The following is a 15,523-nucleotide window of genomic DNA, read 5'->3' as shown; positions in this document are numbered from 1 at the left end:
CAGTCTGCACCTGACCCGCAATGTCAGCGTGATAATCCTTTTCCCTGAGCAACTAGCCGATCAAGGCGGCAATCCATTCCGCCCCAACTTGCTACCGGTGTGATCAGGAGGCTTGGGGTAGAACACTTCCCGTGAACGGCGAGCGAATGTCAGAAAGGAACCGCTGTGCTCGAGGGTGTTCGGGCCTTCTGAAAAACTCCTCAGGCTTTCCACTTTCCAAGATCGCGCCTTGGTCCATGAAAATTACACGGTCCGCCACTTCACGGGCGAAGCCCATCTCGTGGGTCACGCAAACCATTGTCATGCCCTCTTTGGCGAGCGACTTCATCGCAAGCAGTACCTCACCGACCATTTCCGGATCAAGCGCTGAAGTGGGTTCGTCGAAGAGCATCACCGGCGGCTTCATGGCCAGAGCGCGAGCAATAGCTACCCGCTGCTGTTGACCGCCGGACATCTCCCCCGGGTACGCATTGGCCTTGTGTGCCAGACCTACCCGATCCAGCAGGCTCATCGCCAGCTCGTTTGCCTCGCCGGCTTTCATTTTTCTGATCCGGCGAGGAGCTAGAGTGCAGTTCTGCAGGACCGTCAGGTGAGGGAACAGGTTGAACTGCTGGAAAACGAATCCAATGTGGCTGCGCAGCGTGTTAACGCTGGTGCCACGGCCGTAGACATCTACTCCGTTCACAAGGATCTGGCCATCCTGGATCGGCTCCAGGCGGTTGATCGTGCGGATCATGGTGGACTTGCCGGACCCCGACGGCCCGCATACCACCACCACCTCACCTTTGGTAATGGTCTCGTTGACGTTAACCAGTGCGTGGTAGTCGCCGTACCACTTGTTTACATTTTCAAGTTTGATCATGGGACTACACCTTCACAGTACGGACAGCGAGACGTCTTTCCAGCCAGTACGCAAAGCGCGACAGGCCGAAACACAGAATGAAATAAGTGGCGCCAAGGATGGCGTAGATCTCGATTGGCTTACTCGGCAGCAAATTACTGATTTGGGAGGCTATGAATGAGATCTCTGACAAACTGATGATGTAACCGAGCGATGTTTCCTTGATGGTCGACACGAATTGGTTGACCAGCGAAGGCAACATGTTCCTGAATGCCTGTGGTAGGACCACTAGCATCATTGCCGAGATGTAGGAGAAGCCCAGCGAGCGGGCGCATTCCATTTGCCCTTTTGGTAACCCCAGGATCCCCGCCCGGACAATCTCGGCAATGTAGACAGCGTCGAAGATAACCAGAGCTGCGAGCATGGTTGTGAACTGGCTGGTCTGCTCACCCGTGACGCTTGGAAGCAGGAAATACGCCCAGAAAATGACCATTAACAGCGGCGTACCTCTGACGACATAGGCTAGAGCTGTAACGGGCAATCGCAGCCACTTGAAGGGACTGATACGGCAGAACGCCAACAGCACGCCGACTGGTATGGCCATCAGCAAAGCGAGCGAAGCTAGGATGAGGGTTAACAGCAAACCGCCCAGAGGACCATTGGGATATTGCCCAACCAAGAAGTACATGCCATAGGTTTGAAGGATATCCAACATTTCAGACACTCCGAACCGGATAACGCTGTTGGTACAAGTGGGACAAGCCCGTGATGATCAGGGAGATAGTGACGTAAGCAGCGGTCGCGAATGCAAACGACTCAAAGCCCTTGAAGGTCGCACTTTCAACCTGTTGCGCCTGGTACATGAGTTCCGCGACCCCGATAACCATCGCGATGCTCGTGTTTTTCCACAAATTGAGCGTCTGATTAATGAGCGGGGGCACCGTGACCCGCAAGGACTGCGGCAGAATGACCAGCCGCATCGTGCTGAGGAAGCTGAAACCCAGAGTACGGCCAGCCTCCATTTGCTCTTTAGGTATGGCTCTCAAGCCGCTTCTGATGTCCTCTGACATGTAAGCAGCGGTGTAAAGAACAAGCGCGATCACTGCGCTTGCCGCCTCGAAGTTGTGGTCGTAGAGCCAGGTTCTGAGTGACTCTGGCAGGAACTCAGGCGCCGCGAAGTACCAAAACAGCATGTGCGCGAGAAGAGGGACGTTTCGAATGGCTTCGACATAGAGAATGGCGAAGCCCCTCAATGGTGCGAGCGGCGTGATCCGCAAAACCGCAATCAAGATTGCCAATGGCACCGCCAGCAGCAACGTGATGATCGCCAACTGCACAGAGAAGACCACACCGCTAATAAGCCACTCGTGATACTGGCCGGACAGCAGTATTGAAAGATCGAAGTTGTTCATATTTCGGTCCGAGGCCCGGCCGAGACCGGGCGTAGGTGATAGTTAATTGATCGACGAAGACTCAATTTTGAACGGCCGACTTACGTACTTCATCTTGGAGTTTGGGCCGAACCACTTCATGAACAGCTGATCAGCTTGGCCAGACTTTTCCAGGTCGACCAACACACTGTTCACCAAGTCCAAGAAAGCCGGCTCGTTTTTCCGTACCCCGAGTGCGATATATTCCGTGGAAAGCTTTTCTGGAAGAATGACGAATTCATTGGCTTGATCGCCGAGGCTCGCTTGGCTTTTCAGCAAGCTCGATTCGTCATTGACCATGGCGACACCTTTCCCTTGTTTCAACGCGAGCAGAGCTTGAGGGGTGGTATCAAAAGACACGATCTGTGCATCTGGCACGGCATTACGGATGTTCTGCTCCATCGTAGTGCCTTTGACTGTCAGGACCCGTTTTCCAGCGAGGTCTCCGATGTGGCTAATGCCACTGGATCGCTTGGTCAGAACTTTGGCACTGCTAAGGTAGGTCGACATGGAGAAGTCGATCAAATCCTCACGCTCTTTGGTATGCGTCAGCGTGGCGGCTAGAAGGTCAACTCGTCCCTGTTGCAATTCAGGGATTCGGGCCGAAACCGCCAGTTGCTTCAGAACGGGTTTTACACCCATTTTCTCGGCGACAGCCTGGCACAGATCGATGTCATAACCGACGATCTGGCGACTGGACGGATCAGCTATGAAGCTGAAAGGCTCATCTGTACCGAGCACACCGCAAACCATTTCACCCTTGGATTTAATATCACTCACTTGATCGGCGTTCGCGGCAACGACAAAACTACATGCTGCAATCAGAATTGCTGACGCAGCAAGGCTTTTAACTGTTTTAGTGTGTTTCATACTTTTTTATCCTTGTACGTTATTGAAAACACGGCAGGTCGAAGGTACTGCATGCCCGTAGGCTTATTATTTGGAGCTATTTGGAAGTTCGGATATTTATGACTTTGCGCAGTCGCTCAAAGCCCGAATTTAGATCCGCAATGAGGTCTTCTGGATTTTCCAAGCCGATATGTAGTCGCAGAAGGGGGCCATTAGATTCCCACCTTGTAGCAGTACGATGCGGGGCCGGATTGGTGAGCAGAATCAGACTTTCGAAACCACCCCAGCTGAAGCCCATGCCAAACAACTCCATGCCGTCGAGCATTGCATGAACAGCGGTTTCCGACGTTTCGTGCAAACGGACACCGAACAGACCACACGCACCAGTGAAGTCACGCTTCCAGAGGTCGTGACCTGGAGCATCCGGCAACGCCGGATACAGAATCTGTGCGACTTCGGGCTGTCCATGAAGCCAGTCAGCAATAATCATTGCGTTGCGCTGATGCCGCTCCAGTCGGGTAGACAGTGTCCTCAAGCCTCGCAAAGCCAGGTAAGCGTCATCGGCACTGACAGTCAGACCGATCTGCTTGTAGTAACCACGAACTTGGCCATACAAGGCCTCAGTGGTCATGATCACACCCATCAGAACGTCAGAGTGACCTACGATGTACTTGGTAGCGGCATGGACAGAGATGTCTACGCCATGCTGGAACGACGCAAAGTTGACGGGCGTACCCCAGGTATTGTCGAGAATCACCAGCGCATCGTGAGCGTGGGCTACCTTCGCGATCGCCGGAATGTCTTGTATATCGAAGGTCAAGGAGCCCGGTGATTCGACGAATACAACGCGAGTATTGTCTCGAATGAGGTGGGAGATATCTGCGCCAAGCCCAGGATCATAGTAGGTGGTTTCGACACCAAAGCGAGCAAGTGTCTCGTCGCAGAATGCACGAGTAGGATCATAGACTGAGTCTGTCATCAGCAGATGATCGCCGGGCTTCAATGTCGCCATAAGCGAAGTAGTAACCGCAGTCAAACCGCTCGGGGTGAGCATTGCACCGAACGCCCCTTCAAGCTCGCAGAGAGCCTTCTCCAACGAGCGCGTAGTCGGGTTGCCGTGACGGCCATAAGTATTGAGCGTGCCGTAGACGGATTTAAGATCGTCGACAGTAGGGAATAGAAGAGTTGACCCCCTGTAGACCGGAGTGTTCACGGTGCCGCCGACTTGGTCATGGATACGGCCTGAGTGAGCCAACAATGTTTCCGAATGAAATTTCTTGCGGTCCATATCTTGTTATCTCGCTACCGATTTAGTTGTGTTGCAAAATGAGAGGCCACTCATGACTTGCTGATAACACTGTATTTCCCTACTAAGCGGTAATGGCATCAAAGCCGAATTTCTTGCGCAGCTATCCGCTCCTTGAACCGGAATAAGCAGCTCAGGAATCTCTTAGATAGCGGGTTCCAATATTTGTTAGCTCGTACCGAGCGGTCACGATCGCCATTCAAGCAGCCGTGAAGAGAGATTTCGCATTAGTAGAGCAGCCTTCGAGTTAATAACGCCGAGCCGTGTTAACCCAAGCGGAATGAGAGGCATCTGATGTGATTGGCGATATGACATGAAAGCCTCGATTTTTATTTTGATTAGCGCCATCTTGGCCAAGGCGTCCCCTGGGGGAGGACATTTTCCAAATCATCCAGTGCTTTCAGTCTATCCTCCGGGCCTGAGAAAATTTTTTCTATCTTGTAGGGCTAACGATTGTTTTTTAGAAAAATTTTCTCCCCTAAAGCCCTTTTTGCAAAACTGGTAGAACTACCAATCCTTCATATATAGGAAAAAATTCTACCCAAACCGAATAATATAGAAAACAACTTCACTCCGCATTATGCGGAGTAGTTTAGGTCTAGGTGGGTACAGAGCACCTGATCAGCAGAACGCTCTGGACGCTACTATATGAAATCTGCAGAATGCTGGTACTGCATTCTTTTCAGGGCGGCGTGAACGCTATGCATGATTCTCTTCGGCGTTTAGATCTCAATTTGCTGATTGTTTTCGACGCGCTGTATCGCCACCGGAGTGTTGTCGGCGCCGCGTCTGAGCTTGCCCTCAGCCCATCTGCATGCAGCCATGCATTGTCACGTCTACGCACGGCATTGATGGACGAGCTGTTTATTCGAGCGGACAGCGGCATGCAGCCCACGGTCATGGCTGATGAGGTCTCGATCGGCATATCCCATGCCCTGCAGATATTGGCTGAAAACCTTGGCAGCGCTAGCGGGTTCGACCCTCAAACCGCCTCAGACACAATCGTGTTTGCTGCCACGGATTTCACAGCTTATGCACTGCTTCCTCCGCTCATAGCTCGCCTGGAGCGCGAGGCTCCAAAACTGAAGACCAAGGTGGTGTATTCGACGCAGCGGGACCCTTGGCGAGACCTTGGGGAAGGCAAGGTGCATTTCGTTTTGGGTGTATCTGATGAGTATACCGCCCACTATGAGGGCATTGAGGAACTGACCTGTTTCAGCGACGACTATGTGGTTGTGTCTCGACGCGGCCACCCACGCATCCAGTCCGAATTGACACTTGCTCAGTACCTGGCCGAGCGTCATGTCGTAGTAATGCCTTGGACAGATACCGGTAGCGTCATCACTAACAGTTTGAACAAGCAGAGCGTGCAACGGGAAGTGGCCGTCGAGCTACCGAGCATGATGGCCGCGCCATTCATAGTTGCTAACTCCGACCTTCTCATCACGCTTCCCCGCCGAGCAGCAGTCCAATTGCAGAGCGCAGCCGCGCTTGAGATTTATCAGGCGCCTTTCTCGACGCCTGGCTACACGCTGAAGGTATTTTTTCACGTTCGCAACGGCAACAAACCCGCCAATAAATGGCTCCGTAAGCAGATGCTGTTGGCACTGGCAGAGTCAAAGTAGATTGGACTGAGACCTGCATTGTTAGCGTCACACCAGTTCTAGGCCATGCTGTGATAAAGCGTGTAGATGCCAGTTAGAGCGATTGTGGCGGCTGAAACGAGATTCAGCGCTCCCCTGGTATGGGAAAGTCGTCTTGCGAGGGCTGCCCCAGCTACACCACCAACATTACCCCCGCCAATGAACACCAGAGCCAACGGCCAATCAACCATTCCTGACAACGAATAGTTGATCGCCGTTGTTAGCCCGAATCCAGTGACTGCTACCAATGATGTTCCAACGGCTAATAGAGCTGGCATTCGTGTCGCAACAATCAACCCAGGGACAACCAAGAAACCGCCGCCGATACCGAAGAATCCGGACAGGACCCCTGATACGCCTCCTATCATTGAAAGCTTGCCCGCATTCTGTCGGCAGCTCACCCCGGCACCTGAAGCGCCGTGATTTCGATGCTTAACCATTAACCCTGAAACCACTAGCATCAAGATGGCGAACATCATCAAGAGACGTTGGCCATTAACCATCTTGCCCAGCGACGATCCTAGAAACGCGCCGAACACACCGACAACTGCAAAGATCAGCGCGCAGGGCCACCTCACATTTTTACGCCTGGCGTGGTTGATCAAGCTGATCCCCGCATTAGCTGCTACCGCCAAGGCACTGGTACCGATAGCGATATGAGGTTGGTCGATACCCACGAGGTAGATCATCAAGGGGACTGCGAGGATTGATCCTCCGCCACCGATGAGCCCAAGTGAAATACCCACGATGGAGCCACCGATCGCCCCCAACGCGTACTGCGACAGGCTCAATGTGAGCATCGACTTCACCTTAAGCGCTGACGGGTTTCTTGAGCGTTTCAGGAGCGCAAAGCCACTCGCGGCCCTTCAACATGGCGTGCCAGTAGAGACTCGGTAGCGCCTCGGACTTCAGATGCCACGCCAAGCGCGATGGCTTGCGTCCATCAAGAAGCCATGTAGGGAATGTCGGGGCTAGCTTGCCTCCATAGCAAAATTCGGCGAGCACAATCTTTCCTCGCTCGACAGTCAGGGGGCACGAACCATAGCCATCATATGCCGCCAGCAGAGGACGTCCGTCCAGGAACGACAATACGTTCTGTGCTAGTACCGGCGCTTGCTTCCTGGCTGCTGCGGCCGTCTTGGCATTAGGGGTCGTCGTCGCGTCACCAAGGCCGAACACGTTCTCGAACCGGACATGACGAAGCGTGTTTTGATCGACCTCGACCCATCCGCTCTCAGAGGCGAGGGGGCTGGCTTTGATAAAATCGGGGGCGGTTTGGGGCGGGCACACATGGATCATGTCGAACTCGACATTCTCCGTGGTTCTGGAGCCATTGGCCCCCGTATGCACGAAGCTCGCGGTCCGGTTTCTACCGTCGATTGCCGTCAACGTCGAGCCCAAGCGTAGGTCTACACCATATCGTTCGATGTAGTCCATCAAGGCTGGAACATAGTCCGGCACGCCAAAGAGAACATTGCCTGCAGTATGGAACTGGATCCGGTTTTTCATACCATACCGGCACCAATGATCTGCAGACAGATACATTGCCTTCTGCGGAGCACCTGCGCATTTGATTGGCATCGGCGGCTGAGTGAACAGCGCCTTTCCATCACGCAACTGCTGAACCAGCTCCCATGTATAAGGCGCCAAATCAAACCGGTAGTTGGACGTGACACCATTCTCTCCCAAGGACTCTTCGAGACCAGGGATCGCGCTCCAATCCAGCTTCAGTCCTGGTGCTACCACCAATGCGCGATATTGCACGCTTTCACCGGAGCTCAGTAAAACTCGATTGTTCAGAGGTTCGAAGGCACTCGCTGCACTGCGCACCCAACTGACGCTCTCAGGGATCAGAGAAGCCATTCGCCGGCAGGTAATCTCCGGTGTGAAAACACCGGCTCCGACCATGGTCCAACCTGGCTGATAGAAGTGTTGTTCTGCAGGGTCGATGATGCAGATCTGCAGATTGTGGCGTCTTTTCAAGAGACTAGCGCAGGCGGCGAGTCCCGCCGCTCCCGCTCCCACAATCACGATGTCAAAGATTTTCTCGATCGCCATCGACAGTTTTTGCGAACTGAGCAGGCGCGCTTTCAAAGGAGTCAGATCAAAGCCAGCCCGGCTGACCTGTTCCAAGATGGTATTCGTACATCGTTGAGTCGCCTGGGACAGCGCCCACAGCGTCGTGGACCGCATGCCGGACCGGCAGAAAGCCAAAACAGAGCCGTCACTCGTACTGATTGCCTCACCGAACGCTGCGGCATCGGCATCGCTGACGCTACCGCTTACGACCGGCATGTAGATATAAGCGATCCCCGCTTGTTCTGCCGCGTTCAAGATGGATTGACTGAGCGGTTGCTGGGCATCCTCGCCGTCCGGTCGGTTACAGACGATGGTCTTGACCCCAAGCGCCGCGATTTCAGGTATATCATCCGGGCTGATTTGTCCGGACACGAAAACGCCGTCTGCCAAACTAATTAAGTGCATGCAAGGCATCTCTCTAAATTATGTAATGAAGCCGTTTGAGAAGAAAATTCGTCGGCCGGTGCTCTGTTAGATGCTGTTCAAAGGGATTTTGAGATAACGGATCCCGTTCTCTTCTGGGGCTGGTAGATTCCCGCCACACATGTTGATCTGCACGGAGGGGAGCATCAGTTTTGGAGTGGTGAGCGTGGCATCACGTTTTTCACGCATTTCCACAAAACTATCTGCGTTGATACCTTCCCGGATATGGATGTTCGAGGTCTTCTGATCGAGAATTCGACACTCCCATAGATACTCATCCCGACCTGGCGCCTTGTAGTCGTGACATATGAATACCCTCGTATCCTCTGGCAGGCTCAGGATCCTTTGGACAGAGCTATATAAGGTACGGCTATCGCCGCCTGGGAAGTCGCAGCGCGCGGTCCCGTAGTCAGGCATGAAAAGAGTGTCACCTACGAAAACCGCGTCCCCGATGACGTAGGCCATACAGGCAGGGGTGTGCCCAGGAACATGCAACGCGACGCCCTCAAGCTTTCCGATCCTGAAGAACTCACCATCCGAGAAAAGGTGGTCAAATTGGCTACCATCGTTGGCGAAACCCAAGCCTGCATTGAAGAGGTGCCCGAATGTCTTCTGCACCACGCTTATCTTCTCGCTAATGGCAATCTTTCCGCCCAGGCTCGCCTTCAGTAGCGGGGCTGCGGAGAAGTGATCAGCGTGGACATGGGTCTCAAGCAGCCATTCCACTCGCAGTTGATTAACTGTAATGAACTCGACGAGCTGCTGCGCCGATGCATCGCTGGTTGCCCCACTTGCCGAGTCATAGTCAAGAACGCTGTCGATGACTGCACAGGCGTCACCGTTGAGCCCTCGGACAATGTGGGTAGCAGTAAAAGTCCGCTCATCGAAAAAAGAGGAGACGATGGGGCGAAGAGAGGGATCCTGAATGGCTCGATGTACCACTTCTTTGGCGAGCTCTATCGAGGTATCGATGATATGAGATGGCATGAACATTCTCCGCGGTGCTGAAATCCCCTCAGCCCAAAGATGAGCCTCTGGGCCATGGTCTGAAGCAATGTGGGAAGGCCTATCGCAGCCCTCCTTTACCATTATTGGAAACTGCCGATCATTGCGTAACCGATGAGAGCAATAACGCCAGCGGTTACGCTGTAGGGGATTTGGGTTTTGACGTGGTCCATAAGGTCATTGCCAGTGGCCATCGCGCAGACTAGCGCGGTGTCACTGATCGGGGACAAGGCATCACCCAGAATCGAGCCGGAGATCGCAGCTCCGATTACAAGGTACGGGTCAACGTCGGCAGCAACAGCAAGTTGGATGCCGATAGGGATCATGATGGAGAAGGTGCCCCACGAAGTGCCTGTGGATAGTGAGATAAGCGCGGCGATCGTGAAAACGAAAGCGGCGGTCAACCCAGGAGATAGGAACAAGTTCAGGTGCTGTGACAGATAAGCGCCGACGTTCAACTGGCCCGAAACATTTCCTATGAAGAAAGCGAGCGTCAAAACGACCGCGATCGGTAGCATCGATTGATAGCCGGCCAGTAACTCCCGGGTGTATTCCTCAATACTGAAGAGCCGCTTGAGGAATACGTAGTGGATGAAGCCAGCAACCTGGCCGATGAGTACAGCCCAAAAGACCGAGGTCGCGCCCGAGCCCTTCATGAAGTCGCCACCACCCGTGATATACAGGGCTATGGGGACGCTGCTGAGCATGGCAAGAAAGGGCACCGCAAAATTTGAAGCGCTTTCACCTGCTCGGCGCTGGGGTGCATCTTCGGCAGCCAAGAGCGGAACGGCACCGTCTCTGAGCTCGACTCCCTGAGCCGCCCGCGCCTTCGCGGCGCGCATACGGGGAAATGCAAAATTGGTGAAGATGGAGATAAGAACCAGCAGCAATGAGGCCCAGGCGAAGAGGTTAAAAACCATTGATCTCGCTAGGATTTCTAAGGGTTCTCCCTTGATGAAGCCATTACCGATTTGAACGGATATGACCCCCATCATGACCGCCCCCCAACCATTCATCATCACGGATGACCAAACCGAAATACCCGCAGTTTTTATGATGAAAGCCATTTGTTCACGAGCAATACGATGCCGCTTCGCCAGGGGGCCGGTGACGGTACCCGATGTGAGAAGCGCAATGTTGCTTTCGATAAAAATGAAGCACGAGATCAAGACAGCCAATAGCTGAGTGCTTATGGGACCACGAGCGACCTTAGCCTTATGAGCCAGAAAATCGACCATACAATGCATGCCACCCGTAATTCGAGCGAGATGCACGACCCCCCCAATCATGATCCCGAATATGATTGACTTAGCGGCGCCGTCGGAACGAAAAACATCGATAATGCCTTGGGACGCATTTGCTAAACCAAGGCTTACATCAAAATTAGCGAGAATTACCGATCCGGATACCACCCCAATCAGTAGCGACAAGATCACCTGCCTGGTCAAGATGGCCGAGCAGATGGTAATGATCGAAGGGAACAGAGTCCATGCGCCAATTTCGAGTAACATCCTAAACCCCTGCAATATTTGTTATTTTTGCTAAAGCAGTCTTAAAACACTCGGCGCTTACGGCCACCGACTTCTCGACTTTGATAAAGCCTGATGCGTCAAATCGCTTGTAGCAAGCGCCTTGATTTGATCGTTATGCGTATCGACGAAGCTCTTCAGCTTCAAATTTAAAGTCGCCGACTTTGTTCATGGCCCACTCAAGGTTCCAGTAGGTATCCGCGTAGCGACTGCCGTCATCGCAAATCAGGGTGACAATGGAGCCTTTCTCGCCGCGTGCTTTCATTGCCGCCGCGACTTCCAGAACTCCGTACAAATTGGTCCCAGTAGATGCGCCGACACGACGTCCGGTGAGTTCCTCAAACCAGTACATGGTTGCCAGTGTCAGCTGATCTTTAACCTTGATCATGCTGGTAATGACTTCAGGCAAGAAAGAAGCCTCAACCCGAGGCCGTCCAATGCCCTCAATTCTGGAACCGTTGGCCTCTGTCAGACTCCGATCTTTTTTTATGAAACTGTCATAGAAAACAGAGTTCTCGGGGTCGGTTACTATGAGTTTGGTGTCCATACCCTTGTAGTGGATGTAGCGACCCAGTGTGGCTGCCGAACCTCCTGTCCCTGCGCTCATGACCACTGCATGAGGCACAGGATGGGCTTCGGAGCTCATCTGCCTGAAGATGCTGGCAGCAATGCTATCTTCGCTACGCCAATCTGACGCCTGCTCCGCGTAAGTGAACTGGTCCATGTAGTGGCCGCCGTACTCCAGGGCAAGCGCTTGAGCAGCGTCGTATACCTGACTGGAGTCTTCGACAAAATGGCACCGTCCGCCGAAAGCCTCAATCATCGAAACCTTGGACTGCGAAGTGTTTCTGGGCATGACCGCCGTGAAAGGCAGCTCCAGAAGCTTCGCGAAGTACGCTTCGGAAATAGCGGTGTTGCCAGAGGACGCTTCGACAACATGAGTGTCTTTGACAATTTTTCCGCTGCTGATGGCGTGCATGAACAGCGAACGCGCGACACGATGTTTCAGGCTTCCAGTAGGTTGAGTGCTTTCGTCTTTAAGGTAGATATCGATACCTTCGAGACCGGGGATGCACACCTTTAATAGATGTGTATCAGCTGTTCTCCGCTGGTCGCTAGTCAGACGCTGAAACGCCAATCGAGCCCAGTTAATCATTGCAGGTACCCTTCACTGCTACAGCCTCGACCTCAACCAGCGCGCCGCGTGGCAACGAAGCCACACCAATAGCCGCTCGCGCGGGGAATGGAGTGCTGAAAAGCTCTTGCATCACCTCGTTCACAAGAGCGAAGTTTCCAAGGTCGACAAGATAGATATTCACCTTGACGATATCGGAGGTCTGCATATCCGCAGCGTTCAAAACTGCGATCAAATTGGAGAAAGCTTGACGTGTTTGGGCTTCAATGCCGCCCACCAACTGCATGGTCTTCGGATCCAACGCAATCTGCCCGGACATATAAAGTGTGCCGTTTACCAGCACTGCTTGAGAGTATGGACCAATTGCAGCAGGGGCTTGCGAAGTGCTGATAATCTGCTTAGACATGATTATGCTCCGTTCGATGGATTATGGAGCAATCCTAGCCTACAGCGCGAAAAAAAAATTTGCTGATTTTCTACCCTGATGCTACCAATAGAGAAAATTTTTCTCCCAGGAGACGCCAGTGATGGACAGCTTCGACCGACAAATTCTGATGCATCTCCAGCGCGACGTATCGACACCGCTCAAAGATCTAGCGGATAGCGTTAACCTTTCCACCACACCGTGCTGGAAGCGAATCAAAAAGCTTGAGGAGCAGGGCCTAATAAGGTCTAAAGTTGCACTGCTCGACCAAACAAAAGTGGGCTTGGGGCTAACGGTATTTGTTCACATCAAGACTCGACACCATGACAAAGAGTGGCTTGAGAACTTTGCCGACACAGTTAAAAACTATGATCAAGTCATGGAATTTTACCGCATGGCTGGAGACTGGGATTACCTGTTACGCGTTGTTGTAAAAGATATTGGTGCATACGATGATTTTTATAAAAAACTAATAACCGAGTGTAAAGGCTTGAGCGATATTTCATCAGATTTCGCGATGGAACAGATCAAGCTAACCACTGTCCTGCCCCTATGACCCAAAGCCCTGGATGAGGAGATTATTCTTATCCAGGCGACATGAATCAAAGCGCCATCATCATCTCGTGCCAAGCCATACCGCCGTGGTCAGATGCCGAAGTCTGGCAGTACTTGTAGCCCAGGCGCGTATAGAGTTCGACGTGTTGCTGCTTGCACATGAGATGAATGCTTTCCTTGCCAAGATGCTGCATGTTCCCGACGAAGACCTCCATCATCCGCGTGGCATAGCCGTTACCCTGATGCTCAGGGGCAACCACAACCGACATGATCACCACGTTTGGAGCTTCTGGGTCGTGGCCGTCCAGCTCTTTGAACTCCTCATCGGACATTCGAACCTCATGGGCACAACCGCAGTTGATAAAGCCTGCGGTAACACCATCGATTTCCAGGATCAGAAATCCCTCAGGGTACTGGGCGATCCTGATGGCGATTTTGGCTTGCGTTGCAGCCTCATCACCTTCATAGGCAGAGATCTCGATTTCGTAGCAGCGGTCTGCATCTGCGGGGACAGCGTTGCGAAAGGTTATGCAAGACATCGAGTGTGGCCTCGAGATGAAGGTTAGAGCCATCATAGAAAATTTATCAGATGCGTGCGCTGCATTCGGTGCACAGCCAGATGCACATCATGCATCATAATTTGAAAGGTCTCACCCTGGCCTTCCGTGGGAGCAACTACATCACCGCATATTAGATTTGGGAGCTTCTAGGGTAGGCCGCAGCCGCGATGTCGATATGATCACTCGAACGTTTAGCGGTAACGGTGGCATCGAGCTTGCCCGCGAGGTTTTCGATACTGAACTCGATGTCTGCGAAATTAGCCGTTGGCTCTTTAACACCACGTGTGCTGACTCAGATTTTTCAGCGAGTGTTCAGCCTTCTGTTTCCCCTGAGACGTGCCAACCAGATATACCGAAGAGCCTACATAGGTAGTGACCTAGATCTTCAAGCTTCGCCGTATCCTTTTCGGCCTTTCTTCGTGTAGGGTTTGGTAGCTGTCTTCCCAAGAGCATTTTTCGTGCTGGGGCAGTAATTCAGGATATGCTTTGATCCGAGCTTCAATCTCGTCGGCGATGCGTAGATAGCTCTCGGTATAGGTGTCCGCGATCACATGAATTACTTCCACGTTGAGTGACTTCATGAGTGAGGTAACAGCGGTATCTTCGTTAGGGGTTAGCCCTGCTTGGTAGTAGAAAACCCTTCCTGTCTGGTTAGTACGTCTGCGTTTGTGAAGCAGCAACCACCAAAGATCTATCTCCGTGAAATCCATGCCCAATCCAACGATGTGCAGGTGGTCCCTAAGGAAGTGGTCAACCCATGAGTAAATCCTTCGGTTGCTTTCGAACTCAATAACACCATTTTTGACCGCGGATGAGAGCCGATAGTCAAGCGCCTTGATCTTCACGCCTTCAGTGACGTAATTGCGGATTTTCTGCAGGCTACCTGCGTACTGGTCATACCCCAACACCATGGAACTGGGTCTAGCTTAGTCACCATGAACATGCCAGACGTCCTTGGTGCCTGCCTGATAGCGGCGGAATAGGCTGTAACGGGATTCTGGATACAGGAAGGCCGGGTTGTAGAGCGGCCCTGCAAAGGTCTCCTCGATCGTAAAGTCGTAATTGGTGGTGAGGATGACCTTGAATGGGTCACAGATCCGTTGATGCGCCTCAATGGGTTTGATTTGCTCAAGCAGCTTAGCGAAGGCCACTTTGACCGCGTGTTCAGTATGCCGGAAGACACCCGTCGATCGAGCGCAGAGCTCTTCGATGAACATCGAAAGAGGCTTGGACCCTAGGTGGTGGATTAACTCGTCCGCCTCAAATTGGGCGGCAAGCTCGCGTAGGAGCTGCGTCCAATCCTTCTGGAGTGCAACCCGGTTGACGCCATTCCCTAGCAGTAGGCTATGCATGGAGTACTCGCTCTTGGTGATTTAGCTGCCGAAGACAGCCGTTGTCCATCGATGGTGGTTGGGCAGAACAGATCGATATCATATAGCCAGTTTATGCACTGATCGCTACAGTGGGCGCCAGTACAACAAGGACGTGCCTGTATGAGAAGGAAAGCTCGCATACTCATCCTATGCAAAACATATCCGTCGCCCAGCGCAGCATATACGGAGACATCGTGCGTCGCCGGAATGGACAACGCAGGGAATCTGATTGTAGTGGTCAACTCATTCCGGACACGGTTTTGAGTTTTTCTTCAGCTTTGGCCGGAGCCAGTCCATTGTTGAATTGATGGGGCCGGAGCCAGTTGTAGTGGCCCATCAGATACTGGCTAATATCTCGTTGAGCTTGCTGC

16 protein-coding genes and 1 pseudogene are annotated in these 15,523 nt (G+C 52.8%); 2 read left to right on the top strand and 15 right to left on the bottom strand.

Annotated features, from left to right (window positions below; translation table 11 throughout):
- Window positions 1-103: 103 nt before the first annotated feature.
- From Q7C30_RS13130 to metC, 5 genes are all read right to left on the bottom strand, one after another.
- A complete protein-coding gene (locus Q7C30_RS13130) occupies window positions 104-862 on the bottom strand; it encodes an amino acid ABC transporter ATP-binding protein (RefSeq protein ID WP_317871746.1) in 759 nt (252 codons plus the stop codon).
- A gap of 4 nt (window positions 863-866) precedes the next feature.
- Window positions 867-1,556: an amino acid ABC transporter permease gene (locus Q7C30_RS13125; protein ID WP_317871745.1), complete on the bottom strand. Its 690-nt coding sequence runs from the start codon at window positions 1,554-1,556 to the stop codon at window positions 867-869.
- A 1-nt stretch (window position 1,557) separates the two neighbouring features.
- On the bottom strand, window positions 1,558-2,253 hold the full coding sequence (locus Q7C30_RS13120) for an amino acid ABC transporter permease (RefSeq protein ID WP_317871744.1): 696 nt from the start codon (window positions 2,251-2,253) through the stop codon (window positions 1,558-1,560).
- A gap of 42 nt (window positions 2,254-2,295) precedes the next feature.
- A complete protein-coding gene (locus Q7C30_RS13115; protein WP_317871743.1) occupies window positions 2,296-3,141 on the bottom strand; it encodes an ABC transporter substrate-binding protein in 846 nt (281 codons plus the stop codon).
- Window positions 3,142-3,217: 76 nt separating this feature from the next.
- Window positions 3,218-4,408: a cystathionine beta-lyase gene (metC, locus tag Q7C30_RS13110; protein WP_317871742.1), complete on the bottom strand. Its 1,191-nt coding sequence runs from the start codon at window positions 4,406-4,408 to the stop codon at window positions 3,218-3,220.
- Window positions 4,409-5,088: 680 nt separating this feature from the next.
- Between metC and Q7C30_RS13105 the strand changes: the two genes are divergently transcribed.
- Entirely contained in the window at window positions 5,089-6,051 is a 963-nt protein-coding gene (locus Q7C30_RS13105) for a LysR family transcriptional regulator (RefSeq protein ID WP_317871741.1), read from the top strand.
- A gap of 38 nt (window positions 6,052-6,089) precedes the next feature.
- Here Q7C30_RS13105 and Q7C30_RS13100 read toward each other — a convergent pair whose 3' ends face one another.
- The 6 genes from Q7C30_RS13100 to Q7C30_RS13075 form a co-directional block, all read right to left on the bottom strand.
- On the bottom strand, window positions 6,090-6,869 hold the full coding sequence (locus tag Q7C30_RS13100) for a sulfite exporter TauE/SafE family protein (protein WP_317871740.1): 780 nt from the start codon (window positions 6,867-6,869) through the stop codon (window positions 6,090-6,092).
- Between the two features lie 10 nt (window positions 6,870-6,879).
- The gene (locus Q7C30_RS13095; protein ID WP_317871739.1) at window positions 6,880-8,553 is read right to left on the bottom strand and encodes a TIGR01244 family sulfur transferase; all 1,674 of its coding nucleotides are present in this window, start codon (window positions 8,551-8,553) and stop codon (window positions 6,880-6,882) included.
- A gap of 66 nt (window positions 8,554-8,619) precedes the next feature.
- Entirely contained in the window at window positions 8,620-9,558 is a 939-nt protein-coding gene (locus Q7C30_RS13090) for an MBL fold metallo-hydrolase (protein WP_317871738.1), read from the bottom strand.
- 101 nt (window positions 9,559-9,659) lie between these two features.
- Complete coding sequence (locus Q7C30_RS13085; protein WP_317871737.1) at window positions 9,660-11,087, bottom strand: Na+/H+ antiporter NhaC family protein; 1,428 nt, start codon at window positions 11,085-11,087, stop codon at window positions 9,660-9,662.
- 133 nt (window positions 11,088-11,220) lie between these two features.
- Window positions 11,221-12,261, bottom strand: a complete 1,041-nt coding sequence (locus tag Q7C30_RS13080; protein WP_317871736.1) for a PLP-dependent cysteine synthase family protein — start codon at window positions 12,259-12,261, stop codon at window positions 11,221-11,223.
- Complete coding sequence (locus tag Q7C30_RS13075) at window positions 12,254-12,646, bottom strand: RidA family protein (protein WP_317871735.1); 393 nt, start codon at window positions 12,644-12,646, stop codon at window positions 12,254-12,256. Before Q7C30_RS13075 ends, Q7C30_RS13080 begins: the two co-directional genes overlap by 8 nt.
- Before the next feature lie 121 nt (window positions 12,647-12,767).
- Here Q7C30_RS13075 and Q7C30_RS13070 point away from each other — a divergent pair, with 121 nt between their 5' ends.
- Window positions 12,768-13,220 (top strand): Lrp/AsnC family transcriptional regulator, encoded by a 453-nt coding sequence (locus Q7C30_RS13070; protein ID WP_317871734.1) that lies wholly within the window; start codon window positions 12,768-12,770, stop codon window positions 13,218-13,220.
- A gap of 46 nt (window positions 13,221-13,266) precedes the next feature.
- Here Q7C30_RS13070 and Q7C30_RS13065 read toward each other — a convergent pair whose 3' ends face one another.
- The 4 genes and pseudogenes from Q7C30_RS13065 to Q7C30_RS13050 all read right to left on the bottom strand — a co-directional run.
- Window positions 13,267-13,758, bottom strand: a complete 492-nt coding sequence (locus Q7C30_RS13065) for a GNAT family N-acetyltransferase (RefSeq protein WP_317871733.1) — start codon at window positions 13,756-13,758, stop codon at window positions 13,267-13,269.
- Between the two features lie 398 nt (window positions 13,759-14,156).
- Window positions 14,157-14,690 carry a hypothetical protein gene (locus Q7C30_RS13060; RefSeq protein WP_317871732.1) on the bottom strand — a complete coding sequence of 178 codons (534 nt, stop codon included), beginning with the start codon at window positions 14,688-14,690 and terminating at the stop codon, window positions 14,157-14,159.
- Window positions 14,691-14,705: 15 nt separating this feature from the next.
- Window positions 14,706-15,131 carry a hypothetical protein gene (locus Q7C30_RS13055; RefSeq protein WP_317871731.1) on the bottom strand — a complete coding sequence of 142 codons (426 nt, stop codon included), beginning with the start codon at window positions 15,129-15,131 and terminating at the stop codon, window positions 14,706-14,708.
- A 259-nt stretch (window positions 15,132-15,390) separates the two neighbouring features.
- Window positions 15,391-15,523, bottom strand: a pseudogene (locus Q7C30_RS13050) (IS3 family transposase); the annotation flags it as partial.

This window comes from Pseudomonas sp. RAC1, assembly GCF_030658255.1.
Lineage (GTDB): Bacteria > Pseudomonadota > Gammaproteobacteria > Pseudomonadales > Pseudomonadaceae > Aquipseudomonas > Aquipseudomonas boreofloridensis.
Note: the sequence above shows the minus strand (reverse complement) of the source record. Positions and strands in the feature narration are given on the sequence as shown.